Below are 26,865 nucleotides of genomic sequence, written 5' to 3'. Positions count from 1 at the left end.
CCGCGTTCAGCGGCCGATTCCCGCGTCTGCCGTTTCGGCGACGTCAAAATCAGCGCCGAGTCCTTCAAGCTTGTCCTGGAACCGCTCGTAACCGCGGTTGATGAGCTCGATACCGGTGACGCGGGAAGTTCCGTTCGCCGCCAATGCGGCGATGAGGTGGCTGAATCCGCCGCGGAGATCCGGCACGTCGATATCGGTTCCGTGCAGTTGCACAGGCCCGGAGATGACGGCTGAATGCAGGAAGTTCCGCTGGCCGAATCGGCAGGGGACGCTGCCGAGGCATTCGCGGTGCACCTGAATGTTGGCGCCCATGCGCACCAGGGCGTCAGTGAAGCCGAAGCGGTTCTCATACACGGTCTCGTGCACAATCGACACGCCCTCTGCCTGCGTGAGCGCAACCACCAGCGGTTGCTGCCAATCAGTCATGAAACCGGGGTGGACGTCCGTCTCCAGAACCAGAGGCGAGAGCTTACCGCCCGGGTGGTAGAAACGGATGCCGTCGTCATTCACATCGAAGGCACCGCCGATTTTGCGGTATGTGTTCAGGAAGGCGGTGAGGTCCAGCTGGCGGGCGCCTTCAACATAGATGTCGCCGCGCGTTACCAGAGCAGCAGAAGCCCACGACGCCGTCTCGTTGCGATCGGAGATGGCCTTGTGGTTGAAGCCGCCCAACTCGGCCACTCCCTCGATCCGGATTGTCCGGTCCGTCTGCACGGTGATGATGGCGCCCATCTTCTGCAGCACTGCGATGAGATCCATGATCTCCGGCTCAACGGCCGCGCCCTTGAGTTCGGTGATGCCCTCTGCGCGGGTGGCGGTCAGCAGCACCTGCTCGGTGGCACCGACACTCGGGTACGGCAGCTCGAGCTTTGCTCCGTGGAGGCCCTTGGGTGCGGAGATTGAGATTCCGCCGGGACGCTTGTCGACGACGGCGCCGAAATTCCGTAACACCTGCAGATGGTAGTCAATGGGGCGGTCGCCGATTTTGCATCCGCCGAGGTCCGGGATGAAGGCCTCGCCGATGCTGTGCATGAGCGGACCACAAAAGAGGATGGGAATGCGGGAATCACCGGCGTGCGCGTCGATGTCCTTCGAGGCTGCCATTTTGGCGTTGGCGGGATCCATGGTGAGGTCTCCGGTGACCGGATCCTTGCTCACCTCGACGCCATGCAGCTTCAAAAGGCTGGTGACGACCTCGACGTCCTTGATCTCAGGGACGTTCCTGAGAACCGACGGAGAGTTCCCCAGAAGCGCAGCGACCATCGCTTTCGGTACCAGATTCTTGGCACCGCGCACGGTCACCTTGCCTGCGAGAGGGACACCACCACGGATTGTCAGAACGCTACCCATGAACACCTATTTCCTTCAACGTGTAAGCCCCAACAGCAGATAAGACTCCTGCTAAGCATAGGAGCTACTGTTACCAGACTGAAATACCGACGGCTTGCCAGCGGGACCGTGTTGGTCCCTTCAGGGAGTGCAAACAGTCCGGCTCAGCCCGAAATTCCGGTGCCGGAAGTGATTTTCCTTGCACCGGTGAACCAGATCAGGTTCTGGCAGGCAGGGTTGTGGGCTTGAAGCTCGGGCGCACGGCTTCATAAGCGGTGATGGCCTCTTCATGGCGCAGCGTCAGTCCGATATCATCGAGCCCTTCCAGGAGACGCCAGCGTGTGTAGTCATCGATCTGGAACCCGGCGATGATCGCCCCGCAGGTAACCAGACGTGCCTCGAGGTCGACTGTAATCTCGGTGCCCGGATGGTTCTCGAGCTCTTTCCAGATCAGCTCGATGTCGTCCTGGGCCACCTGAGCGGCTACGAGCCCCTGCTTGCCGGAGTTACCGCGGAAGATGTCGGCGAACCGCGACGCGAGCACAGCCCTGAAACCGAAATCCTTCAACGCCCAGACGGCGTGCTCCCGGGAGGACCCGGTACCGAAGTCAGGTCCTGCAACCAGCACCGAACCGTGGTTGAACGGCTCCCGGTTGAGGATGAAGTTCTCGTCCTTCCGCCATGCGGCGAACAGCGCGTCTTCGAACCCGGTTCGGGTGATCCGCTTCAGGTAGACGGCCGGGATGATTTGGTCGGTGTCCACGTTGCTCTGCCGCAGGGGAACGCCGATCCCGGTGTGTGTAGTGATCTTTTCCATGGTCTTCTCCTCTTGCCCCCGGTCTCAGGCAGCGTGGATGGTGGAGCTGTTTCCGGCCTGGTCCGCAGCGGCGGGCGGTACGGGGTCCAGATCGGAAGGCGAACTCAGCGTTCCGCGCACGGCAGTGGCTGCTGCGACGACGGGAGAAACCAGGTGCGTCCGCCCGCCCTTGCCCTGACGGCCTTCGAAGTTGCGGTTCGATGTCGACGCGCACCTCTCCCCCGGCGCCAGCTGGTCCGGGTTCATGCCCAGGCACATCGAGCACCCGGCGAAGCGCCATTCCGCACCGAATTCCTTGAAAACCTTATCCAGTCCCTCTGCCTCAGCCTCAAGGCGCACGCGGGCGGAACCGGGCACCACCATCATGCGGACGTCCGGATCTTTCTGCCGTCCACGAATGATGTCCGCTGCCAGCCGCAGGTCCTCAACGCGGCTGTTGGTGCACGAACCCAGGAAGACGGTGTCCACCCGGATGTCCTTCATTGGCGTTCCGGCTTCAAGGGCCATGTACTCCAGCGCCCGGCTGCAGGCCGCCTTCTCATTTTCGTCGGCGAAGTCATCCGGAGACGGGACAGCCTGGCTGAGCGAGACGCCCTGACCGGGGTTGGTTCCCCACGTGACGAATGGTTCGAGCTCATCCGCGTCCAGGAAGACCTCCGCGTCGAACACCGCGTCATCGTCGGTCCGAAGCGTGCGCCAGTTCTCGACGGCGGCGTCCCAGTCCTCACCCTGCGGTGCGTGGGGACGACCCTTGAGGTACTTGAAGGTGGTGTCATCCGGTGCAACCATGCCGGCCCGGGCTCCGGCCTCAATCGACATGTTGCAGATGGTCATGCGGGCGTCCATGGACAGGGCACGGATAGCGGAGCCCCGGTACTCCAGGACATAACCCTGCCCGCCGCCGGTTCCGATCTTGGCGATGACAGCCAGGATAATGTCCTTGGACGTAACGCCCGGCTTGAGCGTCCCCTCGACGTTGATCGCCATGGTCTTGAACGGGTTCAGGGAAAGGGACTGGGTGGCCATGACGTGCTCGACCTCGGAGGTTCCAATGCCCATGGCCAGCGCTCCGAAGGCGCCGTGTGTGGAGGTATGCGAGTCTCCACACACCACGGTGAGCCCGGGCTGGGTGAGGCCGAGCTGCGGACCGATGATGTGGACGATGCCCTGCTGCGCGTCTCCCAGCGAGTGCAGCCGGACACCGAACTCCTTGCAGTTGGCGCGCAGGGTCTCTATTTGCGTGCGGCTCGTCACGTCCGCGATCGGCTTGTCAATGTCGATCGTCGGAGTGTTGTGGTCCTCGGTGGCAATTGTCAGATCCGGCCGGCGCAGCTTTCGGCCGGCCAAGCGGAGGCCCTCGAACGCCTGCGGTGAGGTGACCTCATGGACGAGGTGCAGGTCAATGTACAGCAGGTCCGGCTCGGCCTGTCCATTGACAACCTCACCCTTGCGCACAATATGCGATTCCCAGACTTTTTCTGCGAGCGTCTTGCCCATGGCCGGTTCCTCCGCGTGCCTTGATCAGATCTTTCAATAACTGAAGCAGGAGCGTGTCCATACGCGCCACTCCGAACACTTGCGTCTCAGATAATGAGACTGCAATATCAGTCTATGGACAATTCTAGTGGTGTCGGCGTCATTGATAAAGCGGCTCTTGTTCTGGACGCGTTGGAAGCCGGCCCAACTACGCTCGCCCAACTGGTTACGTCCACCGGCCTGGCACGTCCGACAGTTCACCGGCTCGCCCTCGCGCTGGTTCACCACCGACTGGTCAGCAGGGATATCCAGGGCAGGTTTGTGCTGGGTAGCCGCCTTGTGGAGCTAGCCTCCGCCGCAGGAGAGGATCGGCTGATTGCCTCCGCCGGTCCCGTCCTCCTCCAGTTGCGCGATGCAACCGGCGAGAGCGCCCAGCTCTTCCGGCGCCAGGGAGACGCACGGGTCTGCGTCGCCTCTGCCGAACGCCCGATCGGCCTGCGCGACACCATTCCGGTAGGTACCCAACTATCGATGAGAGCCGGATCAGCCGCCCAGTGCCTCCTCGCCTGGGAAGATCACGACCGCCTTCTCCAGGGCCTCCAAAACGCACGGTTCACGCCCACCGTGCTGGCAGGAGTACGACGGCGGGGCTGGGCTCAGAGCCTCGGCGAACGTGAGGCCGGGGTCGCCTCGGTTTCGGCCCCGGTGCGCGGCCCTTCCGGGCGCGTCATCGCCGCCGTGTCGATCTCCGGACCCATTGAACGCCTCACTCGCCAGCCCGGCAGGATCCATGCCGAGGTTGTTGTGACCGCCGCACTCCAGCTGACCAACGCAATCGGCAAGTCCGCGGAATAACGGAACTCTTGCGGATCCATGGCGACTTCGGATGCTGGCCACGTCGCCGCAGCTGTCCGAAATTTCCTGGAACCTGGAGCGCTAGGCTGGCCTCATGACCAGATATGCGGTCTTTCTGCGCGGCGTCAACGTAGGCGGCGTCACCATCAAGTCAGCAGACCTCCGGGCAACCTTTGAGGGGCTCCCTGTCTCCGGTGTGAGAACCTTGCTGGCGTCCGGGAACGTCGTCTGCAGCAGCGACCTCACAGCGGATGAGCTGAAATTCCAAAGCGAACAATTGCTGCGGCAGCGCTTCGGGTATGAAGCCTGGGTGGTTGTGCTGGACGCCGCCACCGTGGGAAACATAGTTGAGGACTGTCCCTTTCCTGCGGACGATCCAGACACGCACACTTACCTCACGCTCTTCTCCGACCCCGCCGTGCTGACCGGGATGGTCGAGTTCGCTTTCTCGATCAATGAACCGGTCCAGCCCCTCGGGACCATCGCCGCTGCCTGGCAGGCGCCGAAGGGCGAAACACTGGACAGTCCGCTCAACGCCTTTACAAACCGGGCTGCCTTTAAAAGGGCAACGACCACGCGAAACCTGCGCACGCTGCAGAAGGTGCTCGCCGCCCTGCAGGGCTGACTTACCGTCGTGAACCCGCTGCAGCCACAGCGCGGACGAAGCCGTTGTAGCGTTCGATCTCCGCCGCCGCCGGCCCAACCGCCACCGTCTCTGTGGTCTCGCTGATCGAGGCGACCAGCCGCCGTCGTACGCGCTTTCCCCGCCTCCGGGCTCCGAGGCGAGCGAGCCCGGCACACAGAATGCCGATCGCTATGCCTGCTGCCACTCCCCCTACGGCCAGCAGCGTCGGAACGGGAATCCCCTCTACGGTCGGTGATTCCGGAACAGGAAACTGCAGGAATGCCAGCGCTGCCAGCAGCGCCAGCCAACCGACTCCCACCACCATCGCGGCCAGGAAGAGCCATTGCAGCACCCCGGCCACCGGCCACCACCAGGCCCGTGAACCGGAGGCGAAATCAGTGCGGGCAACAGCCTCATCCAGATGCTCCAGAAGCTCCGGTTCAGAGCTCTTCGCTGCGTCGCGAATGGCTGTCCGCCACGGTTCCACCGCGCCGGCTGAGAGCTCGTCGCCGAACGTTCTCAACGCCTGGTCAACGGACGCCCGCTGCGCCGGGCCGGGTTCCGGGAGGGACGTCCGGCCGACGAAGTCCTGCACGTCACCACGCCGGAGGTTGAGTCGCCGCAGCGGATCCGAGCGGAGTCTGCCGAGCCAGCGCGTTACCGGCCACCCCGTGACAGCGTGGGCGTCCCGGCGGTAGGAACGGACGACGGCGTCGATCACCGCATCAGCACCTGTGGCCGCCGCGAGGCGGTCCGAGAGCGCAGCACGCGCCGCTTTCGACGGCGGCGGAAGTTCTGGGCCGCTGAACTTCTGCAGCGATTCAACGGCGACGTCGACGTCCGCTGACAACCGACCGGTCGCGGCCTCCTTCCGGCGCACGATGGTTCTGATCTCTTCGGCGAGACCACCCAAGCCTGTTCCGGTGAGTGCGGAGACTGTGTGGACTACGGCGGAGCCATGGCCTTCAGCGGCCAGAATCTGTTTCAGCGATCCGGTTACCTGCGTGAGGTCGGATTCCGAGAGCCTGTCAGACTGATTCAACGCAACCAGGATGACGGACTCGTGGGTTGCCAGCGGTTCCAGAAACTCCCGGTGCAGGGCGGCGTCCGCGTATTTCTGCGGATCGGTGATCCACAGCAGGACATCCACCTGCGCTGCAAGACGCTCCACAATCACGCGGTGCCCTAGCTCCGTCGAATCGAAGTCCGGCAGGTCGAGCAGGATCAACCCGCCGTCAACGCCGCCGTCGCTGCTGCCACGTCTGCGGTCGCCGGAAACCGCGAGCAGTTGCGCGCCGTCCGGCATGACGTGGCGGTTGGGCACCTGCAGCCAGTCGAGCAGATCCTCGCTTCCATCCTCGTTCCAGATCACTGCAAGAGGTTCGGCGGTCGTTGGGCGGCGTGCGGCAACCCGCGCCAGATCAGTTCCGGTGAGCGCGTTCAGCAGCGAAGACTTGCCGCTGCCTGTCGGTCCGAAAATACCCACCACAGTGTGTGCTGAGGACAGGGACCTGCGCGAGCTCGCCCGGTCCAACACCCCGTAGACGGCGCCGAGCTGATCCGCATCAACCCGCCCCTCAGCCAGCTCCCGGGCTGCGTTGAGCGACTCGAGGCGAACCTGCAGTCGCGAGGATGATCCCTCTCCGCGGTGCCGGCTCACTGCCCACCCTCCGGCAGGGCGCCGTCGTTCCGCAGATCCTCAGCCACTGAGCGCCGCTGCGTCAGATTCACAGCCAGTGCGCGGAGGTCCTGCGAAGTTGGTTCCCCAGCCAGTACGTGCAGCGTGTCGGTGAAGCGCTTCCGCTCTTCTGCGAGCAGCTTCTCGCATCGTTGCTGCAGCTGCATGCGCGCCGTCCGTGTAAGCCGCCGTACCGCTTCTTCGCCGAAGATGGCCTCCAGCAGCTTCTGCCCGACGACGGCGGAGCCGCCTGCAATGAGGACCTCACCTCCCGTGAGGCCGGCAGTGGATGCGAATACAACGATCATGAGCGCCACTGCAACACCGTTGACCCCGAAGGAGAGCATCCTGGCGGCGAAACGCTTATCTGCACCCTCGGAACGCACCAGGTCCAACAGATCTTTCTGCCACGCACGGATTTCGCGGGCGACGGTGTCGGTGAAATCAGGTGACATAACGGGGGTTCCAGGATCCAGCAGCCCGCGCCCTGCGGGTTCGGCTCGCCATTGCCGCTGGGTGCGGTCGGCAGCCTTCGCCGCTTCCTCGACGATCACGGTCTGCAGTCCGCTTTCAATTGCATCCTCGACGGTTACCGCACGCGGGGGTTTGCCGGTAAGGAATCCGCCGATCCGGTCCCGGACGCGCCCAACCGTGGATTCCAGACCGCGCATGAACTCTCCGGTACCGACGAAGTCCTGCCACCGGGCAAGCACCTCACCGCGAAGCAGGGTGCCGTCCTTGGTCGACTCAAGGACGGCGTCGAGCGCTGCGGCGTATGACTCACGCGCCGCTTCCCCGAGCCGCGCAGCGGTTTCCGCCTGATCGTCGACGGCATCGGCAACGTTCTCCACACGGTGCCCGAGCGCCCTCAGCGCACCCTCCAAAGTGCGCCGGGCAATTTCCCGCCGACCCTCCGCGTCAGCCGAAATAGCACGCAGCCAGCGCTGCAGCGGCTCCACGCTCTCCGGCGGGAGCATGCCGAGCGGGTCAAGCTGTTCTTCGGGAACCACGAAGATAGGAGCATGCCCCAGCTGCTCGGCGGCTAGCAGAGTGTGCAGATCAGCGCGCACCTCCTCCTCCACGCCGTGCGGAACCCGGTCAAGAACAATGGCGAGCAGAATGTCACGCTGCGCCGCTTCCCTCAGCAGCTTCCAGGGGACGGCGTCGGCATAGCGGTTCGCTGTAGTGACGAACAGCCACAGATCAGCCGCCGCCAACAGCTGTGAGGCGAGGCGGCGGTTTTCGTCTGCGATGGAATCGATATCCGGTGCATCCAGCAGGGCAAGCCCGAGGGGGATCATCGTGTCCGGTTGCAGCAGCAGTTGGGCCGCGCTGCCGGCGTCGTGCGTTGAAGGGATCTGGGACGCCGGCACGGTTTCCGCTTCCTCAGTGACGACGACGGCGCGCTGTCTGGTGAGCGAGGGCAGCACGCGGTCATCGGCGAACCAGTGCCCTTCCGCCGGGTGATGCAGCAGGATCGGTTGGCGGGTAGTTGGCCTGATCGGTCCGGAGCGGGTCACCGGATGTCCCACGAGAGCGTTCACCAGTGTTGATTTGCCCGCTCCGGTGGAGCCGCCCACGACCGCCAGGAGCGGTGCGTCCAGGCTCTTGATGCGGGGCAGGATGTAGTCGTCGAGCTGCTCGGCCGCGGTGCGCGTTTGAAGCTTGGCGGCAGTAGCCCCGGGAGTGTCCAGGGGGAAGGTGAGACGGCTGAGCGTTTCGCGGACACTGCCCAGCAGATCGGCAAGCCCCGCAGCATCAGCGTCCGGCAGCGAGGCATTCATGGTCCCATCATGCCAGTTCTGCACGTGTTGTCCGGGATTTGAGGAATCGGCCGCTTAAATGGGAATCCGCCTCAACCGGAATGGTTGAGGCGGAACCCTTATGTGACCCCAGCGGGATTCGAACCCGCGTTACCGCCGTGAGAGGGCAGCGTACTAGGCCGCTATACGATGGGGCCAGTACTGAGTTGTTTGCCGGTCTCCCGCCAAACGAGCTAGATGATTCTTTCACATCCGATGCTGTGAAACCAAATTGAAGCAGACCGTTCCGCCGAGGCATCTGCCCGCTCAATTTGTGCTTTTACAGCGCTGGGGTACCAGGACTCGAACCTAGAATGTTGGTACCAGAAACCAGTGTGTTGCCAATTACACCATACCCCAATGGCACTTTCGGGTGATGCTTACCCTGCTTCGCAGCAGGTCAACCCCTCCGCGCCGAGAAACAACTTTACCGGATCTCCTGCACGATGCGCAAAACGTCGGTCAGGCTGGTGATCCGGTGGCCGCTGAAGCCCTCGTCTTGCCGACTGCGACGGTCCAGCCAGATCCCGATGAGCCCCGCCGCATCCGCTCCCTGTGCATCGACAACAGGGTTGTCCCCAACATAAAGGGTGTTTGCAGGATCGGTTCCGAGCAGCCGCGCACCCTCGAGATAGATCGCTGCATTGGGCTTTGCGACCCCGACGGCGTCGATTCCGACGAGCGCGGCGACCCGATGCAAGCCAGCTTTGTCCAGCTTTGCACGCTGGTAATCGTGAACGTTGTTACTGACCGCACCGTACGGGATTCCCAGCCGGTCCAGCTCATCGAGGACGGGAACGACGTCCTCATACGGTTCGAAGTGGAGCGGCAGTGTTGCCTCGTATGCTTTGTTCCACCGTGCCGCTGAAGCGCCTTCAAGCGGTTCACTGAGGAACTCGGCCTGGGCGTGCCGAGCGCGGTGGATCCGTTGCTCCGTGAAGCTCAGTTCTCCGGCCAGGAACTGGTCGTAGTAGCCGTGCGGATCCCGGGTGTACAACGACTTGTATTCCGCCCACTCGGCCTCGGTGAGATGCGCCAGAGTTTCAGCCCCGATGTGGTGCAGCGTGCGCCCCATCGCAGTCTCAAGGTCCACCAGGGTGTCATCGATATCGAAGAGGACGCCCTGAACGGAATGCGCGGTTAGCTCACTGACCACGCAGAGTCCTTATTCGGGCGAGCGACGATTCCTTGCCGAGAATCACCATGGATTCGAACAGCGGCGGTGAGATTTTGCGTCCCGACACCGCAGTCCGCACCGGCCCGAAGGCGAGCCTGGGTTTGAGCCCAAGCTCGTCGACGAGGGCAGCGCGCAGAGCCGCCTGGATGGAGTCAGCGGTCCAGTCCCCGATGGGTTCGAGCGCTCCGAGCGCGGCATCGAGAACCTCTTCGTAGTTGGCGGGCAGGCCTTTGCGGGCATCGGCAGCAACCTCCACCTCGCCGTCCGGATGGAACAGGAAGCCGAGCATCTCAGGTGCCTCCCCCAAAAGGGTGATCCTTTCCTGGATGAGCGGCGCTGCCTCAGTGAGAATGGACAGCTCGCCGGGGCTGAGAGTCTGACCGACCAGACCTGCCGACTGCAGGTATGGAACCAGCCGCATTCGGAAGTCCTCAGGGTCCAGCAGACGCACGTGTGAACCGTTGATGGCTTCGGCCTTCTTGACATCAAAGCGTGCCGGGTTGGCGAGGACATCATGGATGTCGAACTTCTCAACGAGTTGGTCCACGGTGAAGATATCCTCGTCAGCGCTAAGGGACCAGCCGAGCAATGAGAGGTAGTTAAGGAGTCCTTCCCGGATGAACCCGCGCTCCCGGTGCAGGAAGAGGTTCGACTCGGGGTCACGCTTGGACAGCTTTTTGTTGCCCTGGCCCATGACATAGGGCAGGTGACCGAAGAGCGGCATATACCGGGCCACGCCGATATCGATGAGGGCCCGGTACAGCGCAACCTGGCGGGGCGTCGAGGAAAGGAGGTCCTCACCGCGCAGCACATGGGTAATGCCCATCAGCGCGTCATCGACCGGGTTCACCAGCGTATAGAGAGGTGCGCCGTTTGCCCGCACTACTGCAAAGTCCGGCACGCTCCCGGCTGCGAACGTGATGTCTCCGCGCACAAGGTCGGTGAAGGTGATGTCCTCGTCCGGCATGCGTAAACGCAGAACGGCAGGACGACCTTCCGCTTCGTAGGACGCCTTCTGATCGGCTGAAAGATTGCGGTCAAAATTGTCGTACCCTAGCTTCACATCCCGGCCGGCGGACCTGTGCCGCTCCTCGACCTCGTCCGGTGTGGAATAGGACTTGTACAGATGCCCGGCAGCGACGAGCCGCGAGATGACATCCTGGTAGATCCCGCTTCGCTGCGACTGGCGGTAGGGAGCGTGCGGTCCTCCGACCTCCACGCCCTCATCCCAGTCGATCCCCAGCCACTTCAGCGCATCGAGGAGCTGCTCGTAGCTCTCTTCGCTGTCACGCGCGGCGTCCGTGTCCTCGATGCGGAAGATCATCTTTCCGCCGGTATGTCTCGCATATGCCCAGTTGAACAGGGCGGTCCGGATCAAACCGACATGCGGGACTCCGGTAGGCGATGGGCAGAAGCGAACCCGTACGGGAGTTTCGGGCGTGACAGTGGGGAGATCAGCAGTAGTCATGATGGGCTCAGTCTACTGTCCTGCCTGTTGGCCACGGGGCAGTCCTGTCAGCGGCGCACCGGGTTGGACAGCCTGCCGATCCCCTCGATCTCCACGTCAAACCTCTGCCCCTCGTTGATCAGGCCCACACCGGCAGGGGTTCCGGTAAGAATGATGTCGCCGGGCAGGAGAGTGAAGGCCTGGGAGACGTAGGAAACCAGCTCTTTCACACCCCAGATCATCTGGCTGGTGGTGCCGTCCTGCATCAGTTCTCCGTCGAGCCATCCGCGGACGGCAAGGTTCTCGGTATCAAGCTCCGTTTCGATCCAAGGCCCGATCGGGCAGGAAGTGTCAAACCCCTTCGCCCGGGCCCACTGGTTGTCAGTCTTCTGGATATCCCGGGCCGTGAGGTCATTGGCGCAGGTATACCCGAACACGACGTCATCCACCCGCTCTATGGGCACGTCCTTGCAGATCCGGCCGATGATGACGGCGAGTTCGGACTCGTAGGAAATCTCGTCAGAGAAGGATGGAAGCACGACAGGATCTCCGGGACCCACAACCGATGTATTGGGCTTGAGGAACATCAGCGGCGCCGGCGGCACCTCGTTCCCCAGCTCGGCGGCATGGTCAGCATAGTTGCGGCCGATACCGATGACCTTACTGCGCGGAATCACCGGCGCCAGCAGCCGGACATCCTCCAGTTTGTGGCGAACGCCCGTCGGCTGCACCCCTCCGTAGAACGGGTCGCCGCTGATGACGGCTACCTCTTCTTCGCCAACGAGGCCCTCAACAAGGCCGAACGCTGGATCATCATTGAGCACAAATCGGGCGATACGCATAAACACAGGCTAGTACAGACCTGGTCAGTAAACGCTAGAAACCGTTCAAAGAACATTGGCCCCCTGAACGGTCCCAGTGTCAAACTTCAGCGGTGATTAGTGAGGCCAGTCATCAATGAGCGTGCCATACGTGACAACACCCGTCCTCTGTGTGGGCGCGCTGTCCTTGGCTACAGCCGCAGACCCCCCTCCCACTGCCAGGGCCGCTGTAAGCAGGAGAACTGCGGAGAGTCGTTTCATAACGGATTCCTTAACGGTAGGAGTGCAGCGTCACCGACACCAGACAAGTTCAGTATACGAAGCATCTGTGATATGCAACACCCCCAATGAGTCGATCTCTTTAGCTTTGCCCGACTCTGTCTCAACCGGAACTTTCCGCATAAACTCAAGGACAGTCACGTCGAGTGCGCCGGGAATACCCTGCCTGTCCGACGCAGCCTTTGAACAAGGGGGAAATGTGGCAGCACAGCAGTCAGGCGAACTCGTGATGTACGAGCTGCGTGCCCGTGAAGCGTGGAGCCAGCGCGATTACCGGGCGGCGCGGATCCTTGCAGCGGCCGCGGTCGAATTGACGGCGCACGCCGAGAATCATCATTCCTGGTGGAACATGACCTTCCTTCAGGCCGAGTGCTTGCGCGAGGAAGGCTCGCTGGAAGAGTCGCTCCAGCTCGCGGAGACGCTCGGAATCAGCCCTCTTACCTTGGAATCGGACGCACTGAAGGCCCGCGTCCATACTCTCGCGGCTGTATGCCAGCAGGGCCTGGGACATCTCGACGAGGCCGTGGATAGCGCTACAACCGCGGTGAAAAGTGCATCAACGATTGCGGACTCCCCAGAGCTTCAAATAGAGGCCCATCACGCTCTGATCGCTGCGCTTGCCGAAAGTGACCGGTTGGATGAAGCCTGGAGCACGTGTCTGGACCTCTCAACCCACATCACGCCGGCTATCCACACCCAGACCGCGGGGAAGGCCTATTGGGTCATTGGAAATGTGGCATTCATGCGCCACCAGGTGGCCGACGGCATCCGGTTCCACGGGCTCGCAGCGGAACAGCTCACGCCAAACAATGATCTTGACCTATGGGCTCGATTCAACCGGGCATCCGCTTCCCGGCGCCTGGCAGCCGGCGTCGTCGATGCGGAAACGCTTGAGTGCATTGAGCGGGCGGAGATCGCCAGCTCAATTGTCGGCGGCACCGAGCGGGACCAGCTCCAGCTTTCCCTCACCAGGGCTCACTGGCTCTTCCTCACGGGCCAACTCAACGCCGCAGTCGAACGCCTGCGGCCAATCTGCGCTGAGGGTTCGGCGCTCTCCCGGCAGACCGAGGGGGAAGCAAACCTCCTGCTAGCCCAGGCGCTGTCGGCCCGCGGGGAGGAGCTCGAGGCTTTCGCTCACTTCGAAACCAGTGAACAGTGCTTCGACGACGCCGGTGCACCGGACAGGGCCGCGCACGTCCGCGACATTGTGGCCGGCATTCGCAGCTGAAGTTACTCCTGTAGGCATGCAAAAGGCCGTGGAGATCGGCTAATCAGCTTGCTCTCCACGGCCTTTAGATCAACGATGACTAAACAGCCTGGTATGTGCCGTCCGGCCAGTTGCCGACCTTTGTGGTGGTCGTGCCGTCAGGCCAGTTGCCGACCTTTGTGGTGGTCGTGCCGTCAGGCCAGTTGCCGACCTTAGCAGCTTGAGCAGCCGTGCCGCCCCCAACCAGAAGCAACGCAGTCAGCAACAGAGTTGCGGAGACCTTTTTCATACTTATTCCTTGTCACTTGATGGACACAGAAGAACGATGTGCCTTCTGCGTTGCACAGCATCCCCAGTATATGGATTCAAATACAGCGGTCCAGACCTTTTTGCCTCATCTTTTCCGCAGTTTTACCCTTCAAATTCGAACTCTCGTGAATTCGACGGGATACACCAGCGGAATCGGCTCATAGTTCTGACAGAATGAAGGCCGGGGATCCATCTGAGGACAGCGTTGGAACGAGGCCATGAATCAAACCCAGCAGCCCGGGGAACACGTCTTCCTGGAATTACGTGCTCGTGATGCTTGGAATCAGCGCGAATATGCTGCAGCACTAACCACTGCACAGGAGGCTGCATCGGTCGCGCGGAGCAACAGTGATGACAACGCCTGGTGGAACATGACCTTTCTTCAGGCAGAGTGCATGAAGAAGACGGGCGCTTTTCATGACGCCCAAAGGCTGGCTGAATCGCTCCGAGATGACGTCCTTACCCAGCGTTATCAAGATCTGTCAGCGAGGGTATCGACATTCCTAGCCGGGACGTTACAGGGCCAGGGTGACCTTGCGGCGGCTGCCGGCGAAGCAAGACGCGCAGTCGCGCTGGCCGCCTCTGCCGCTGACTCGCCGGACCTGCGCATCACTGCCCAGCACGCACTCATTGCAGCCCTCGCCGAGAGCGACCAGCTTGATGATGCATGGGAAGAGTGCCTCCGGCTGGCTGAACTCATCACACCCGACGTCAACTCACAAACTGCCGGCAAGGCCTACTGGGTCATCGGGAATGTGGCCTATCTTCGGCGGGATGCAGCTACAGGAACTGATTACCACCGGCGCGCGGCCAGTAATCTTTCACCCTCGAACGACCTTGACCTGTGGGCCCGGTTCAATCGCGCTTCCGCCGCGCTTCGCCTGGCCGGCGGCGTTGTGGAGCCTGAGACGCTTGAGTGTATCGAAAGGGCTGAGCTGGCTGCCTCCATTGTGGGCGGAAGCGAGCGGGACAAGCTTGAGCTGTCCCTCACCCGTGCACACTGGCTGTTCCTTACTGCACAGTACGATGCTGCCGTAGAACGATTGAGACCTATCTGCAACGCGTCTTCCCTTATTGCCAGCCAGACGGCCGCGGAAGCGTACCTGCTGTTAGGGCAGGCGCTCGCGCGGTCCGGCGATGCGCTGGAAGGGCTGTTCCAGCTCGAAAAGAGCCAGGAACTGTTCAGGCAATCAGGTGCCCCCGACCGCGAGGCGCAGGTCGGGAAGCTGATCGACGAGGTCCACCGACGGGCCGAAGCCTAGGCCCCAGGACGTTCTCCCCGCCAACGTCCAGTCAAGGCTTCTCCCCGCCAACGTCCAATCAAGGCTTTAGTTCCTCGAGCACTTCCTGAACCTCATCATTGGAGAACTTACGCCACGGGGACGCATCGGAGGTCTGTAGCGCTGCCTCCGGGCTGTCGCTCCGATTCCACCACTTCGCTTCGAAGACATGGCCGTCGAACAGGATCCGATCGCCCTTCTCATACGTCTTCTCGGCATCCCAGCCGGGGTAAGTTCCTGCCGGAGCAGTCACGACAGGGACCGGCTTTTCTCCGGGCAGTACCGGACCGATAAGCGTCCACGGAGTCTCGGCAGCCTGCAGCACCGGGTTATCCGGCAGGTCACCCGAGGTCCAGTACTTCGCTGAGTACACTTTGCCGCGCCACACGACGCGGTCATCCAGCACGTAGGTCGCTTCCTCTGACCAGATCGGGTACGGGCTGGTCTCCGGATCATCAACGACCAGCTCGGGTGTGGGCTCGTCTGTGGTGGGTGCCGAATTCAGGGTCGCCGCGCGCCCCTCGAATCCTGCGCCCAGAACGTCCGCGAACAGCGTGCCGTCCTGCTCAATGCCGCTGCAGCTGTCCGACACGATCTTCGCGTTGCCATAGTTGTCGCTGCAGGTGGCATCACGGTTGAGCGACCACATTGACATCCGCCCAACGCCCGTTTCCAGGGCGAAGGCGTTGAAAGCGGCAGCTGCTTCCAGGTCGAACACCTCTGCCGGGACATCATTTTGACCGATCATGGGCGTCAGCCCGATCTTCTTCCACAGCGTCTGCGGACCGAGGCTGGTGCCCGCCCTGTCATAAAGGATTCCGAGTTGGGCGTGAGTTGCCCGAGCAGCCGCGACTGAAGCGTCCAGCTGGGAAACCCCAGGTTCCCTGCTTCCGCCGTAATCCATGGTCATGATATTCACGCCCGCGAGATCCACGCCGCCCTCAAGCATGGTTGTGACCGCGTTGGTGCCCTGAAGGGTCAAACCCGACGGGGCCACAGGCAGCGTCAGCCAGACGTTGAGTGGCTTGCCATCCGCGCGCCGTTCCTCCTGCAACGCGGCCACCGCTTCTGTCCGGCGTGCCGCAGCTTCGGAATCGGCCAGGTCCTCGCCCTCGATGTCGAGGTCGATTGTTGTCAGATTGTACCGTTCAACGACGGAACGGTAAGCGCTTGTGAGTTGGCGGACGTCCGTACAGGTCCGGGCCAGCTCATTGTTGATCAGCCCGCCGAACGACACAGCAACCTCGCCGCCATCCTGGATCAGCCGCGCAATTCGACGGTCGAGATCCAGCGCCGACTGCGCCTCGTCCAGCGAGTACGCAGCACCCCACGATGGGCGGCAGTCCTCGGCAGGATCAGCAACAATGAACGACAACACGACGCTCTTGCCCTGCTCCGAAGCGGGCTGCTCGAAAGGATAGAAAGGCGTTGCGGTGGCATCCACATACCCGGCGAACCACGACCCGCCGTTGGCGGCAGCGCGCACATCCTCGAGCCGGTTCCAACCCACAACAGTGGACGCTACCAGCGTGCCGACGATGGCAACCAGGACGGTGAGGCGCACAGGCGAAAGCCGGCGGCCGGGAAAACGTTTGGACATGGGTCCCCCAGATACAAGACCGTTCGGACGGGAACGGTGAGCGTATCGTAACGGTGGAAGAGCACTGAATCAAAATGGTGTACTGTTTCGTCCGTCACATCCCGCACACCGATGCCGCTGAGCCGTCACCTCAGCCGGACCGGGATGGACACTGCTGAACGTCGGGCCCGTCACCTGCCGCAGCGACACTCACAGGACTCTCCGCAAGGAATGTCCATCAGATTATTTGGGGGGCGGATGAACCAGCAAGTCTCTGTGCCGGAATCTCCTGTCGGTGCGTCTTCGACGTCCGGCACGGTATCGCGGCGGCGTCAGTGGGGATCGGAGAAGCGGTCCGAACCCCTTTCGATTGTCCATCCGGCACCCTCGCGCCGGAAGGTCGCGCTGGGCCGGTTGGCGATCGTGGTCACAATCCTCGGATGGGTTGCGTATGTCGTCTCGACGATCCTGAGGGAGCTCGCAGAGAACCCGTCGGCCAGCTTCCGATTCCAGCTCGAAGCGGTTTTCTACCTCGTGGTGGTCACCTTCCTGACATTCTCCGCACTGATGTACCTGCTGGCCCGGCAGGGAGCGCTGTACCGTTTCCGCGACCACCGCCGCGTCCCGCGCGGTGAACTCGACCGGCACTTCGCCCGCTACGACGAGAGCATCACGGTCCTGGTGCCGTCCTACGCTGAAGAGCCCGAGGTGGTCCGCGCAACGCTCTGGTCCGCGGCGCTTCAGGAGTTCCCCAACCTGCGGGTCACGCTGCTGCTCGATGACCCGCCGTTTCCAACAGACCCGGGCGTTCTGGCCCGGCTTGAGGCCACGCGTGCACTCGCTGCCGAGATCGAAGGCCGGCTCCTCGAGCCCTCCATGCGCTTCACGAGCGCACTGTCCGCATACCAGGAGCGCCTGGCGTCGGACGCGCCGGCCAGCGATGAACTGCCGCGCCTAATCGCCGAATACGAGGCAGCCGCGGTGTGGCTGGAAACGATGGCTGAGAATGAGACCGTCGGGGATCATGTCGATGAATTCTTCGTTGACCTGGTGCTGATGGGCCTGGCGCGTGAATTGCGCCTGACCGTTCTCGCTCTGACCGCTGCCGACGCCCAGCACGCTGCGCCGGACCCGGACCGAATGGTGGAGCTCTACGTGCGCCTGGCACGCATCTTCACCGCTTCCATGAACACGTTCGAGCGCAAGCTCTACGCCTCCCTCTCACACGAGGCGAACAAGGCAATGAACCTCAACGCCTACATTTCCCTCATGGGCGGGCGTTGGCACAAGGAGAAGGCGGCCAACGGCGTTGTGCTTCGTCCTGCCACAGAACACCACGTCGATGACCTGGAGATCCCAGACTCGACTTACCTGCTCACGCTCGACGCCGATTCCCTCCTGCTGCGCGATTACTGTCTCCGCCTGGTTCACCTGCTGGAGTCACCCGGTAATGAACGGGTGGCTGTCACGCAGACTCCCTACTCCTCGTTCCGCGGTGCGCCTACTCGTATTGAGCGCGTTGCCGGCGCCACGACCGACATCCAGCACATCCTTCACCAGGGCATGACCTACTACGGCGCCACCTTCTGGGTCGGCGCCAACGCAGTCATCCGCAAGCGCGCGATCGAAGACATTGTCGAGGTGGAGAGCGTTGGCGGATTCGATATCAAAACCTACATCCAGGACCGCACAGTCATCGAAGACACGGAGTCGAGTGTTGACCTCGGAACTCACGGCTGGACCCTGGTGAATTACCCCGAGCGGCTCAGCTACAGCGCCACACCGCCGGACTTCGGTTCACTCGTGGTGCAGCGGCGCCGGTGGGCCAACGGCGGGCTGCTGATCCTTCCCAAGCTGTGGAATCAGATGCGGGAGCGCAAACACCGCCGGGAACGGATCCTCGCGCGGGAGATCCTGCTGCGGGTGAACTACATGGCCTCCATCGCCTGGGCCAGTTTCGGTCTGCTGTTCCTGCTCGGCTACCCCTACGACAGCCGCTTACTCAGTCCGCTGGTGTTTATCACTGCGCTTCCGTATTTCCTGGCAATGGGCAGTGACCTCCGGGACTGCGGGCACCGCTTCAGCGATATTTTCAGGATCTACGGATTCAATATCGTGCTCCTGCCCGTGAACCTGGCCGGCGTCCTGAAATCCGTTCAACAGGCGTTCACCGGCGAGAAGATCCCTTTCGTCCGCACACCCAAGGTCAAAGACAGGACAGCTGCGCCGGCGCTCTATGTCGTTGTACCTTTCCTGATTGTCGCGTACTCCCTCTTCACAGTCTGGCGGGATGTCGTCAGTGAAAATTGGGGCAACGCGGCCTTTGCGCTGCTCAACGCGTTTCTGGCCTTCTACGCCATCCGTGCCTACATCGGCCTGAAAAACTCTGCCGTGGACATGGTGCTGGGCGTGCTGAACTGGCTCCATGTCGCGCCTCGGGAGCCACGGCAGCAGCCGTCACCCGTCATCGACAAGGCACCCGAAGAGGCCGATTGGGAAGCGATCCTCTACCACGGCGACCGACGCCTGAACCGCGACATGCGTCAGGGCAATGACCGCCGCCGTCGTATTTCTGTACGGTAGTTTCAAGAACCGGATGCAGCGCCGTACCCCGGCGCTCCAGCAAGGAAAGTGACGCTCGGCATGAATGCACTCTGGCTGATACCTACCGAGGTATCGGACACCCCGGCTCCGGTATCCGTCATCCGCCTGGTTCTGCCGCAGGCCGAGCACATCTCCGAAGAGATAGCTGAGGCTTTTGCGCAGCGTGCCCGTGCAGAAGCCGGCGGCGGCCTGAAACCGATCCTTCTTGACATCACCGGTGTGGCGTCGATCAGCCGCGGGGCACGCGCCGTTCTGAGCCGCTCCCGCTCAGCATCAGCTATTGCAGTGGTGGGAACGAGCGCGGTGGACCGGGTACTCGCGAATTTCCTCCTGGGAGGCGAGCCTCCCCCGTGCCCCACCCGCTACTTCGGGGACGAGGATACGGCCGTTGCCTGGCTGTTGGAGCGTGCGGATGACCGCTGACGGCGGGGACCCCCGCCTGGCGATGCTGGTCGACGGCATTGTGCGGCTCTCCCGGGGAGACCTCAGCAGCAGGATGACGCCCTCCCCCGTGCGTGATGATGTCGACGCCGTCATCACCGGCGTGAATCTTCTGGCTGAAGAACTCGAACTGGTCTACCGACAGTTCGAGAAGCGCGTGGAAAACCGCACGGCAATGCTGCACCAGGCACATCTGGACATGAAGCGGATGGCAATGACAGACGCGCTGACCGGGTTGTCCAACCGGGTGGATCTCGTCGAGAAAATTGAGCAGTCCCTCTCAGGCCAAGCCGACGGCGATCCTCCTCCCGCGCTGCTGCTCCTGGACCTTGATTCGTTCAAGAATGTCAACGACCGCTTCGGGCACGACGCCGGCGACGACGTTCTGCGCGAAGTGGCGGAGCGCCTCCGTGGAGTTGTACGGGCAACCGACACTGTGGCCCGCCTGGGCGGGGACGAGTTCGCGATCCTCGTGACGCAATCAACCATGGAGATTGCGCTCGGAGTTGCCAACCGTACGCTGGAAGTTCTCGCGAAGAGCATCGACGTGGACGAGTTCAGTGTGCATCCACGCGCCAGCATAGGCCTGCGCCTCGCTACCCCGGAGCACACCGCCGAGTCCCTCCTGTATGAAGCCGATACAGCTATGTACGCGGCGAAAAACGAGGGGCGCAGCATCATCAAGACCTTCGAGCCGGTCATGCTTTACGACCGGCAGCTCCGGACGCTGATGGCATCCGAACTGCGCGATGCCATTGGGACGGACCAGCTGTGCGTGCACTACCAGCCGATCGTGAATCTGTGCGATGGTTCGGTCAATGGAGTGGAAGTCCTGGTGCGCTGGAACCACCCGACCCGCGGGATGATTCCTCCCGATTCGTTCATTCCCCTTGCCGAGGAGATCGGCGCCATTTCCGAAGTTGACCGATGGGTCATGGCGACAGCCCTTCAACAGTATGCAATCTGGCGCGCGGCGCTCCTGGTACCCGAGAATTTCCAGGTGCGCGTCAATATCTCGGCAATCGAACTGCGCCAGCTCGATATGGTCGACTTCGTCCGCGGACTTCTCAAACGGATGTCTGTGCCGCCGCCCTCGCTTGTCATTGAGATCACCGAGTCCGCTCTGGTGAGCGGCGGCGAGGTGGAAACCTATTCGCTGCTGAGCCTCAAACAGCTTGGCGTGTGCATTGAAATTGATGATTTCGGCACGGGCTACTCCTCGATCAGCTACCTGCGCAATCTGCCGGTCGACATGGTGAAGGTGGACCGATCCATCCTTCGGGAACCCGCGACGGGCTCCTGGCAGCCCGACTTCGTGGCAGCGGTCTTCCAGCTCATCCGGGCTGCCGGCCTCGGGGCAGTATTCGAGGGCATCGAAACCCAGGAACAGGCCGATTTCCTGAGATCCCTCGGAGAAATCAGCGGACAGGGCTTCTACTTCAGCAGGCCGCTTCCCGAGCCCGCGGTCACGGAGCTGCTGCGCTCAGGAAACGCACTCCCGCTCGGCCCGGCCGTGCAGAGCTGAAGAAACACCGACGCCCGGCCTTCCTCAGGGAAAGCCGGGCTTGATGCTGTTCCGGAGCCGCTACACGAGGCGGGTCATCCAGCCGTGCGGGTCCTCGACCTTGCCGGTCTGGATGCCCAGAAGCTGTTCACGGATGCTCATGGTGACCTCACCTGCCGAAGGATTCGGCGCGCTGATGACCTCGTCGCCGTCCTTCAGCTCGCCGATCGGTGTGATGACTGCTGCGGTGCCGCACGCGAATACCTCCGCGATATCACCGTTGCCCACGCCGTCGCGCCACTCATCCAGCGTGATAGTGCGCTCCTGCACCTCCAGGCCACGGTCCTTTGCCAGCTGAATGATCGAGGAACGGGTAATACCTTCAAGGATGGTGCCGCTCAACGCGGGCGTGACCAGAGTGCCGTTCTTGAAGACGAAGAAGACGTTCATGCCACCGAGTTCCTCGACGGCATTGTTGTTGAACTGGTCAAGGAAGAGCACCTGCTTGCAGCCGTGCGCCTCCGCCTCCAGCTGTGCTGCGAGAGAGGCCGCGTAGTTGCCGCCGCACTTGGCCGCGCCCGTGCCGCCGCGTCCTGCCCTTGCGTATTCGCGAGAGACCCAGATTGACACAGGAGCCAGTTCCCCGCCGAAGTAGTTCGCCGCGGGCGAGGCGATCACCCGGTAGGAGACCTCACGGGCCGGACGAACACCGAGGAACGCTTCGGTGGCAATCATGAACGGACGTAGGTAGAGGCTCTCGCCCTCGCGGGTGGGCACCCATTCCTGATCAGCGGCAACCAACTGGCGGAGGGACTCCAGGAACACGTCTTCGGGCAACTGCGGGAGTGCAAGCCGGGCAGCGGAACGGTTGAGCCGCGCCGCGTTGGCCTCCGGCCGGAAGGTCCAAATGGAACCGTCAGCGTGACGGTACGCCTTCATGCCTTCGAAGATCTCCTGCCCGTAATGCAGCACGGCCGCTGCCGGGTCCATGGCGATAGGCCCATACGCCTCCAGCCGCGCATTCCTCCACCCGCCGACGCCTGCCGTGTCGACAGCGAAATCCACCACCGCGGTGTGGTCGGTGAAATGGTTACCGAACCCGGGGTTTGCAAGAATCGCTTCCCGGTCCGCCTCCGCCCTCGGGCTGGCCGACGGGTACTGGGCGAATTCCAGCTGCGTAGCTGTCATGGTTCCTCCACGGTTACCTGCCCTCCGTAAGCGCTACGAAAGACACGATCATGCCTGGCGGTGATCCCGAACGGGATACGCACACACGATCACTTGAGTTAATGGTTCCTAACCAGCTTAGGACACTGCAGCCGCAATCGCATCGCCGATTTCAGCGGTAGTGCGCGGAGCGCCGGACCGGGTGGCGACGTCGTTCTCCACCGCGCCCTCGATCCGCTCTGCCTGCTCACTGAAACCGAGGTGGCGCAGCAGCAGCGCTGCCGAAAGGATCGCTGCAGTCGGGTCTGCTTTCTGCTGCCCCGCGATGTCCGGCGCCGAACCGTGCACCGGCTCGAACATCGAGGGCGCCGTGCGGTCCATATTGATGTTGCCGGACGCGGCGAGTCCGATACCGCCGGTGACGGCTGCCGCCAGATCCGTGATGATGTCCCCGAAGAGGTTGTCGGTCACAATGACGTCAAAACGCGAGGGGTCCGTCACCAGGAAGATCATGGCTGCATCGACGTGCAGGTAATCGTGGGTAACCTGCGGAAATTCGCCTGCCACGGCCTCCACGGTGCGCTTCCACAGATGGCCCGCGTGCACCAGCACATTGTGCTTGTGCACCAGGGTGAGGTGCTTGCGGGGCCTCTCGCTCGCCCTGCGGAAGGCGTCACGGACCACGCGTTCAACGCCGTGTGCGGTATTTACGGAGACCTCAGTGGCTATCTCATGGGGAGTACCCGTGCGCAGGGCTCCGCCGTTGCCTACGTACGGTCCTTCGGTTCCCTCCCGCACAACCACGAAGTCGATCTCCCCGGGATCGGCAAGGGGGCTTGGTACCCCGGGGTAGAGGCGTGAGGGACGGAGGTTGACGTAGTGGTCGAGGCTGAAACGGAGCTTGAGCAGCATTTCGCGCTCGATGAGGCCCGAAGGGATGCGGGTATCTCCCGGGGCGGCACCAACGGCCCCGAAAAGGATGGCGTCGTGGGAGCGCAGGCGGTCCAGTACCTCCTCCGAGAGGGTCTCCCCCGTAGTCAGCCAGTGCTCGGCACCGAGCTTGTAATCCGTCAGGGTCAGTTCCGCATCCGCAGCAGCCGTTGCTGCGCGCAGCACTTTGACCGCTTCGGTAATGACCTCCGGTCCGATGCCGTCACCGGGAATTACTGCCACATTGATGCTGGATGAAGTCATGGGATCAGCCTAGGCAACCATCCCGCATCACGGACAATCCAGTCCCGGATAGTGAGACATCCTGCCGGGAAGGAAAACCTGAGCCAACGTTGCGCTTCGGCAGGCGCCATCTCTGCGGAAAACCGTCAGGTTCATCCGGATAATCGATCCTGGCGCTGTCACCGCGCAGCGAGTCTGCAGCCTTCCAGGAGTCTCATGAAAGTTTATTACCCCCGCACTCGCCCGCTCACAGCGGCAGCGGCCGCCGTCGTCGTCGTTCTGGCCGTGAGTGCTGTACCGGGCGCTTCCGCAGCCGACAATTCGACGATGACCACAGATCCCGGTCCAGCCGGTGATTTCACGTGGGAGGGCTATAACTGGCTCAAGCGTTCATGGACCGGAGGACCGCACTACAACGGCAGTTTCGATCCAGCCAATGTCAGTGGGCCGGACGTGAACGGGAAAGTCAGCCTCGCGCTCACCAATCCGTCGGGAAATGCACCCGTCGCAGCAGAGTTCCAGTCCACCCGTCGCGGCTTCGGCTACGGCACATACAGCGCAGTGGTCGAGCGGAACCTGCAGACGCTACAGAAGGAAGTGGTGTGGGGGTGCATGTTCACCTATGACCCCGATTCCGCACCGGGTCACAACGAAATCGACGTCTGCGAAGCGTCCGCGTGGGGCGGCGGCGCGGCCTGGGGCGAGTCGCGTCCGGTTCGGCAGGGCCATGGTTACTGGTTCGACGCCACCAAGCCGGCCGGAACCGGCAGCACCGTTGTGAATTTCGATGTCACGCCGGACCCAGTGCTCACTCACCGGCTGGTCTGGGAACCCGGCAGGCTGACTTATGAGACGTTCGCCGGCGAGGGCTACTCCGGCACCCTGCTCAAACGCACTGTCCTGGAGGGTGCCACCGTTCCCGTTCCCGCACGGGAAGCGGTCCACTTCAACCTGTGGGTCACCGGAGGCGGGGGCGGGTATCCGAACCAGGTCCGGTCCGAGCAGGTCACGGTCCGCGACTTCTCCTTCACACCCCGGGCCGCCGAACCGACGCTGCCGGCCATTCCCCTTGCGCCAGCGCCGACCGTCACGGGCACAGCAAAAGTAGGCCAGAGGCTGACCGCGAACCCGGGCTCCTGGAGCACCGGAACTGCACTGACCTACCAGTGGTACCGCGCCGGCACCCCGATCCGGGGCGCAACCGCCAGGACCTACACGGTCCTCAAGGCGGACCGGCACAGCGCGCTCACGGTGGCGGTCACCGGCTCGAAAGCCGGCTACGCATCCGCTACCCGCGTCTCTGCTCCTACGGCGCGCGTACGGTAAGTCCACCCCTGGGGCGATGTTCACTGCAGTGAGCCGCCCTAGAGTTGGAAGTTATGGATGCGCACCACCGGTTAGCCCGCTGGCTACGGGAGAATCAGGAGAAAGTCGACCGACTTGTGGCGGCAGCGGCCTTCGTCCTCCTGGCGCTGCCGTACGTGCTCCTGGGCTCACCCGTCGAGTTCGTGGTATCGGCGGCGCTCGTCATCCCCCTGGCCTGGCGGCGCAGTAGGACCGTCGCGGCTGCTTCGACGGTCGCGGCAGTGTCCATCGGGCAACTCCTGATCAACCAGCCGCCTGTTGCGGCCCAGCTCAGTGTGCTCGTCATGGTGTACGCGCTCGCTGCCTATGCCCCACGATGGGCAAGCCTGGGCGGTGTGGGTGTTGCAGCCTTCGGGATGGTGGCCGGCGTTGCGCAGTTTGGACTGAACCAGTACCAGACCGGCATTGCTGCTCTTCCCCTGTACGCGCTGTACATCTTCTTCGCCGTGGCCGTGGTGCTGTTGTGCTGGGCCTTCGGTGACCTTGCCCGGAACCGCAGGCTCGCGCTGCAGGCGCTGCAGGACCGCGCCCGCCGGCTGGAAATTGAGCGCCAACAGGAACGCGACCTCGCGGCCGCAGATGAACGCAGTCACATCGCCCGTGAGATGCATGACATCGTTGCCCATTCGCTCTCGGTCATGATCGCCCAGGCCGACGGCGCGCGCTACGCCGGTGCCGCAGACCCCGCCGTCGCTACCTCTACTTTGGGCACCATTGCGGAGACCGGCAGGGCATCGCTGCGGGAGATGCGCAGGCTGCTCGGTGTCTTGCGGAACGACGACGACGCCCCCACCCGCCCCCTGCCGTCCCTTGCCGATGTTCCTGATCTGATCGGAACGGTGCGGCAGGCGGGCCTTGACGTCGCGCTGGCCTGGCAGGGTACTCCTCGGCGACAGTTGGCAACCGGCGCAGAACTCACTGTCTACCGGGTGATTCAGGAAGCACTGACCAACGTCCTCAAGCACGCCGGCCCGCGCGCATCAGCGTCCGTTTCGCTGTCCTGGACCGGAAGGGGCCTGGAAGTGGCAGTCGACGACGACGGGCGCGGCGCAGCATCCGACGGCGGGTTCCTTGACGGGAACAACGCTCACCCCGGCCAGGGCATCCGTGGCATGGCCGAGCGGCTGAAACTCTACGATGGGACTGTGGAAACCGGTCCGCGTGACGGCGGCGGTTTCGAAGTCCATGCACTGATCCCCTACACAGAGGCCTGAATGAGCACCCCGTCCTCCACCGCGACCATCCGCGTTGGGCTGGTCGATGACCAGCAACTGGTCCGCAGCGGTTTTTCGATGCTGATCAACTCACAACCGGATCTCGACGTCGTGTGCCAGGCAGGCACCGGCACCGAGGCGGTCTCCGTGCTCGCGTCCACGGCAGCCGACGTCGTGCTGATGGATGTACGTATGCCCGGCATGGACGGAATTGAGGCAACCAAGCGCATTCTCGCGCAGGCACAGGGATCCGGGCCGCGTATTATCGTCCTGACCACGTTCGACCTGGACGAATACGCACTCGCAGCCATCCAGGCCGGGGCCAGCGGCTTCCTGCTGAAGGACGCGCCGCCCGAAGAGCTGCTCGAGGCGGTGCGGACGGTTCACCGGGGGGATGCCGTCATCGCTCCGTCAACCACGCGAAGGCTGCTGGAGCACGTGGCACCGCTGCTGAGGGCGCCGTCCGGAGCCAACGAACGGGCGAAGTCCCTGGTGGGTAGCCTCACGGTCCGCGAGCGCGAAGTGTTCACGCTGATTGCGCAGGGCAGGTCGAACACCGAGATCGCCTCGGATCTGTTCCTCTCGGAGGCGACAGTGAAGACACACGTGGGACACATTCTCGCCAAGTTGGGCGCGAGGGACCGTGTGCAGGCAGTGGTGCTGGCCTATGAGGCCGGCGTCGTACAGCCCTGACCCACTCATCCCGAACGGTCGCC

The 26,865-nt window shown here is 63.0% G+C and carries 23 protein-coding genes and 2 tRNA genes; 10 read left to right on the top strand and 15 right to left on the bottom strand.

The window, feature by feature from the left end; genetic code table 11:
• Positions 1-6: 6 nt before the first annotated feature.
• From murA to leuC, 3 genes are all read right to left on the bottom strand, one after another.
• Positions 7-1,350 carry a UDP-N-acetylglucosamine 1-carboxyvinyltransferase gene (gene murA, locus ASH00_RS10340; RefSeq protein WP_056548381.1) on the bottom strand — a complete coding sequence of 448 codons (1,344 nt, stop codon included), beginning with the start codon at positions 1,348-1,350 and terminating at the stop codon, positions 7-9.
• A 196-nt stretch (positions 1,351-1,546) separates the two neighbouring features.
• Complete coding sequence (leuD, locus tag ASH00_RS10335) at positions 1,547-2,146, bottom strand: 3-isopropylmalate dehydratase small subunit (RefSeq protein ID WP_056548222.1); 600 nt, start codon at positions 2,144-2,146, stop codon at positions 1,547-1,549.
• Positions 2,147-2,170: 24 nt separating this feature from the next.
• Positions 2,171-3,643, bottom strand: coding sequence for a 3-isopropylmalate dehydratase large subunit (leuC, locus tag ASH00_RS10330; protein WP_056548221.1), 1,473 nt, complete (start codon positions 3,641-3,643; stop codon positions 2,171-2,173).
• Positions 3,644-3,757: 114 nt separating this feature from the next.
• On the opposite strand from leuC, the gene ASH00_RS10325 reads away from it, so the two are divergent.
• Together ASH00_RS10325 and ASH00_RS10320 are read left to right on the top strand one after the other, a co-directional pair.
• A complete protein-coding gene (locus ASH00_RS10325; RefSeq protein WP_056548220.1) occupies positions 3,758-4,477 on the top strand; it encodes an IclR family transcriptional regulator in 720 nt (239 codons plus the stop codon).
• Positions 4,478-4,571: 94 nt separating this feature from the next.
• Complete coding sequence (locus ASH00_RS10320; RefSeq protein ID WP_056548219.1) at positions 4,572-5,102, top strand: DUF1697 domain-containing protein; 531 nt, start codon at positions 4,572-4,574, stop codon at positions 5,100-5,102.
• A gap of 1 nt (position 5,103) precedes the next feature.
• Here the strand turns inward: ASH00_RS10320 and ASH00_RS10315 are convergent, their stop codons facing one another.
• The 8 genes from ASH00_RS10315 to ASH00_RS16695 form a co-directional block, all read right to left on the bottom strand.
• Positions 5,104-6,762, bottom strand: coding sequence for a GTPase family protein (locus tag ASH00_RS10315; RefSeq protein WP_056548218.1), 1,659 nt, complete (start codon positions 6,760-6,762; stop codon positions 5,104-5,106).
• Positions 6,759-8,564, bottom strand: coding sequence for a dynamin family protein (locus tag ASH00_RS10310; RefSeq protein WP_056548217.1), 1,806 nt, complete (start codon positions 8,562-8,564; stop codon positions 6,759-6,761). Before ASH00_RS10310 ends, ASH00_RS10315 begins: the two co-directional genes overlap by 4 nt.
• 103 nt (positions 8,565-8,667) lie before the next feature.
• Positions 8,668-8,740 (bottom strand) — tRNA-Glu (locus ASH00_RS10305).
• 130 nt (positions 8,741-8,870) lie between these two features.
• Positions 8,871-8,942: transfer RNA gene (locus ASH00_RS10300), tRNA-Gln, on the bottom strand.
• Positions 8,943-9,009: 67 nt separating this feature from the next.
• On the bottom strand, positions 9,010-9,738 hold the full coding sequence (locus ASH00_RS10295) for an HAD family hydrolase (protein ID WP_056548216.1): 729 nt from the start codon (positions 9,736-9,738) through the stop codon (positions 9,010-9,012).
• On the bottom strand, positions 9,728-11,227 hold the full coding sequence (gltX, locus tag ASH00_RS10290) for a glutamate--tRNA ligase (protein ID WP_056548214.1): 1,500 nt from the start codon (positions 11,225-11,227) through the stop codon (positions 9,728-9,730). The genes ASH00_RS10295 and gltX overlap by 11 nt, the downstream gene beginning before the upstream one ends.
• A gap of 47 nt (positions 11,228-11,274) precedes the next feature.
• Positions 11,275-12,048, bottom strand: coding sequence for a fumarylacetoacetate hydrolase family protein (locus ASH00_RS10285; protein WP_056548212.1), 774 nt, complete (start codon positions 12,046-12,048; stop codon positions 11,275-11,277).
• Positions 12,049-12,144: 96 nt separating this feature from the next.
• Complete coding sequence (locus ASH00_RS16695) at positions 12,145-12,288, bottom strand: hypothetical protein (protein ID WP_157359084.1); 144 nt, start codon at positions 12,286-12,288, stop codon at positions 12,145-12,147.
• A 217-nt stretch (positions 12,289-12,505) separates the two neighbouring features.
• Here ASH00_RS16695 and ASH00_RS10280 point away from each other — a divergent pair, with 217 nt between their 5' ends.
• A complete protein-coding gene (locus ASH00_RS10280) occupies positions 12,506-13,534 on the top strand; it encodes a hypothetical protein (RefSeq protein WP_235563260.1) in 1,029 nt (342 codons plus the stop codon).
• A 79-nt stretch (positions 13,535-13,613) separates the two neighbouring features.
• Here the strand turns inward: ASH00_RS10280 and ASH00_RS10275 are convergent, their stop codons facing one another.
• Positions 13,614-13,802: a hypothetical protein gene (locus ASH00_RS10275; protein WP_056548210.1), complete on the bottom strand. Its 189-nt coding sequence runs from the start codon at positions 13,800-13,802 to the stop codon at positions 13,614-13,616.
• Between the two features lie 415 nt (positions 13,803-14,217).
• Here ASH00_RS10275 and ASH00_RS10270 point away from each other — a divergent pair, with 415 nt between their 5' ends.
• Positions 14,218-15,084: a hypothetical protein gene (locus tag ASH00_RS10270; RefSeq protein WP_235563259.1), complete on the top strand. Its 867-nt coding sequence runs from the start codon at positions 14,218-14,220 to the stop codon at positions 15,082-15,084.
• Positions 15,085-15,142: 58 nt separating this feature from the next.
• Here ASH00_RS10270 and ASH00_RS10265 read toward each other — a convergent pair whose 3' ends face one another.
• On the bottom strand, positions 15,143-16,702 hold the full coding sequence (locus ASH00_RS10265) for a chitinase (protein ID WP_056548206.1): 1,560 nt from the start codon (positions 16,700-16,702) through the stop codon (positions 15,143-15,145).
• A gap of 237 nt (positions 16,703-16,939) precedes the next feature.
• Between ASH00_RS10265 and ASH00_RS10260 the strand changes: the two genes are divergently transcribed.
• From ASH00_RS10260 to ASH00_RS10250, 3 genes are read left to right on the top strand one after another with little or no spacing between them, the layout of a single operon-like run.
• Complete coding sequence (locus ASH00_RS10260) at positions 16,940-19,264, top strand: glycosyltransferase family 2 protein (protein ID WP_157359083.1); 2,325 nt, start codon at positions 16,940-16,942, stop codon at positions 19,262-19,264.
• 60 nt (positions 19,265-19,324) lie between these two features.
• Positions 19,325-19,708 (top strand): DUF7793 family protein, encoded by a 384-nt coding sequence (locus ASH00_RS10255; protein ID WP_157359082.1) that lies wholly within the window; start codon positions 19,325-19,327, stop codon positions 19,706-19,708.
• Positions 19,698-21,251: a putative bifunctional diguanylate cyclase/phosphodiesterase gene (locus tag ASH00_RS10250; protein WP_056548202.1), complete on the top strand. Its 1,554-nt coding sequence runs from the start codon at positions 19,698-19,700 to the stop codon at positions 21,249-21,251. The genes ASH00_RS10255 and ASH00_RS10250 overlap by 11 nt, the downstream gene beginning before the upstream one ends.
• 60 nt (positions 21,252-21,311) lie before the next feature.
• On the opposite strand, the gene ASH00_RS10245 is transcribed toward ASH00_RS10250, so the two are convergent.
• The gene (locus tag ASH00_RS10245; protein ID WP_056548201.1) at positions 21,312-22,418 is read right to left on the bottom strand and encodes a branched-chain amino acid aminotransferase; all 1,107 of its coding nucleotides are present in this window, start codon (positions 22,416-22,418) and stop codon (positions 21,312-21,314) included.
• A 117-nt stretch (positions 22,419-22,535) separates the two neighbouring features.
• Positions 22,536-23,591, bottom strand: a complete 1,056-nt coding sequence (locus tag ASH00_RS10240) for a 3-isopropylmalate dehydrogenase (RefSeq protein ID WP_056548199.1) — start codon at positions 23,589-23,591, stop codon at positions 22,536-22,538.
• Positions 23,592-23,786: 195 nt separating this feature from the next.
• Between ASH00_RS10240 and ASH00_RS10235 the strand changes: the two genes are divergently transcribed.
• From ASH00_RS10235 to ASH00_RS10225, 3 genes are read left to right on the top strand one after another with little or no spacing between them, the layout of a single operon-like run.
• Complete coding sequence (locus ASH00_RS10235) at positions 23,787-24,896, top strand: hypothetical protein (RefSeq protein ID WP_056548197.1); 1,110 nt, start codon at positions 23,787-23,789, stop codon at positions 24,894-24,896.
• A gap of 53 nt (positions 24,897-24,949) precedes the next feature.
• Entirely contained in the window at positions 24,950-26,149 is a 1,200-nt protein-coding gene (locus ASH00_RS10230) for a sensor histidine kinase (RefSeq protein ID WP_056548195.1), read from the top strand.
• Entirely contained in the window at positions 26,150-26,842 is a 693-nt protein-coding gene (locus ASH00_RS10225) for a response regulator (protein ID WP_056548194.1), read from the top strand.
• Positions 26,843-26,865: the final 23 nt, after the last annotated feature.

The sequence above is a fragment of the Arthrobacter sp. Soil782 genome (assembly GCF_001428435.1).
GTDB classification, from domain to species: Bacteria; Actinomycetota; Actinomycetes; order Actinomycetales; family Micrococcaceae; genus Arthrobacter_D; species Arthrobacter_D parietis.
The sequence above is the reverse complement of the archived record's forward strand: the minus strand, read 5'-3'. Positions and strand labels throughout refer to the sequence as shown.

Excerpts from the sequence above, each read along its gene's own strand:
- murA (WP_056548381.1), bottom strand. The coding sequence starts at position 1,350 with ATGGGTAGCGTTCTGACAATCCGTGGTGGTGTCCCTCTCGCAGGCAAG.
- leuD (WP_056548222.1), bottom strand. The coding sequence starts at position 2,146 with ATGGAAAAGATCACTACACACACCGGGATCGGCGTTCCCCTGCGGCAG.
- leuC (WP_056548221.1), bottom strand. The coding sequence starts at position 3,643 with ATGGGCAAGACGCTCGCAGAAAAAGTCTGGGAATCGCATATTGTGCGC.
- ASH00_RS10325 (WP_056548220.1), top strand. The coding sequence starts at position 3,758 with ATGGACAATTCTAGTGGTGTCGGCGTCATTGATAAAGCGGCTCTTGTT.
- ASH00_RS10320 (WP_056548219.1), top strand. The coding sequence starts at position 4,572 with ATGACCAGATATGCGGTCTTTCTGCGCGGCGTCAACGTAGGCGGCGTC.
- ASH00_RS10310 (WP_056548217.1), bottom strand. The coding sequence starts at position 8,564 with ATGAATGCCTCGCTGCCGGACGCTGATGCTGCGGGGCTTGCCGATCTG.
- gltX (WP_056548214.1), bottom strand. The coding sequence starts at position 11,227 with ATGACTACTGCTGATCTCCCCACTGTCACGCCCGAAACTCCCGTACGG.
- ASH00_RS10285 (WP_056548212.1), bottom strand. The coding sequence starts at position 12,048 with ATGCGTATCGCCCGATTTGTGCTCAATGATGATCCAGCGTTCGGCCTT.
- ASH00_RS16695 (WP_157359084.1), bottom strand. The coding sequence starts at position 12,288 with ATGAAACGACTCTCCGCAGTTCTCCTGCTTACAGCGGCCCTGGCAGTG.
- ASH00_RS10275 (WP_056548210.1), bottom strand. The coding sequence starts at position 13,802 with ATGAAAAAGGTCTCCGCAACTCTGTTGCTGACTGCGTTGCTTCTGGTT.
- ASH00_RS10270 (WP_235563259.1), top strand. The coding sequence starts at position 14,218 with ATGAAGAAGACGGGCGCTTTTCATGACGCCCAAAGGCTGGCTGAATCG.
- ASH00_RS10265 (WP_056548206.1), bottom strand. The coding sequence starts at position 16,702 with ATGTCCAAACGTTTTCCCGGCCGCCGGCTTTCGCCTGTGCGCCTCACC.
- ASH00_RS10260 (WP_157359083.1), top strand. The coding sequence starts at position 16,940 with ATGAACCAGCAAGTCTCTGTGCCGGAATCTCCTGTCGGTGCGTCTTCG.
- ASH00_RS10255 (WP_157359082.1), top strand. The coding sequence starts at position 19,325 with ATGAATGCACTCTGGCTGATACCTACCGAGGTATCGGACACCCCGGCT.
- ASH00_RS10250 (WP_056548202.1), top strand. The coding sequence starts at position 19,698 with ATGACCGCTGACGGCGGGGACCCCCGCCTGGCGATGCTGGTCGACGGC.
- ASH00_RS10245 (WP_056548201.1), bottom strand. The coding sequence starts at position 22,418 with ATGACAGCTACGCAGCTGGAATTCGCCCAGTACCCGTCGGCCAGCCCG.
- ASH00_RS10240 (WP_056548199.1), bottom strand. The coding sequence starts at position 23,591 with ATGACTTCATCCAGCATCAATGTGGCAGTAATTCCCGGTGACGGCATC.
- ASH00_RS10235 (WP_056548197.1), top strand. The coding sequence starts at position 23,787 with ATGAAAGTTTATTACCCCCGCACTCGCCCGCTCACAGCGGCAGCGGCC.
- ASH00_RS10230 (WP_056548195.1), top strand. The coding sequence starts at position 24,950 with ATGGATGCGCACCACCGGTTAGCCCGCTGGCTACGGGAGAATCAGGAG.
- ASH00_RS10225 (WP_056548194.1), top strand. The coding sequence starts at position 26,150 with ATGAGCACCCCGTCCTCCACCGCGACCATCCGCGTTGGGCTGGTCGAT.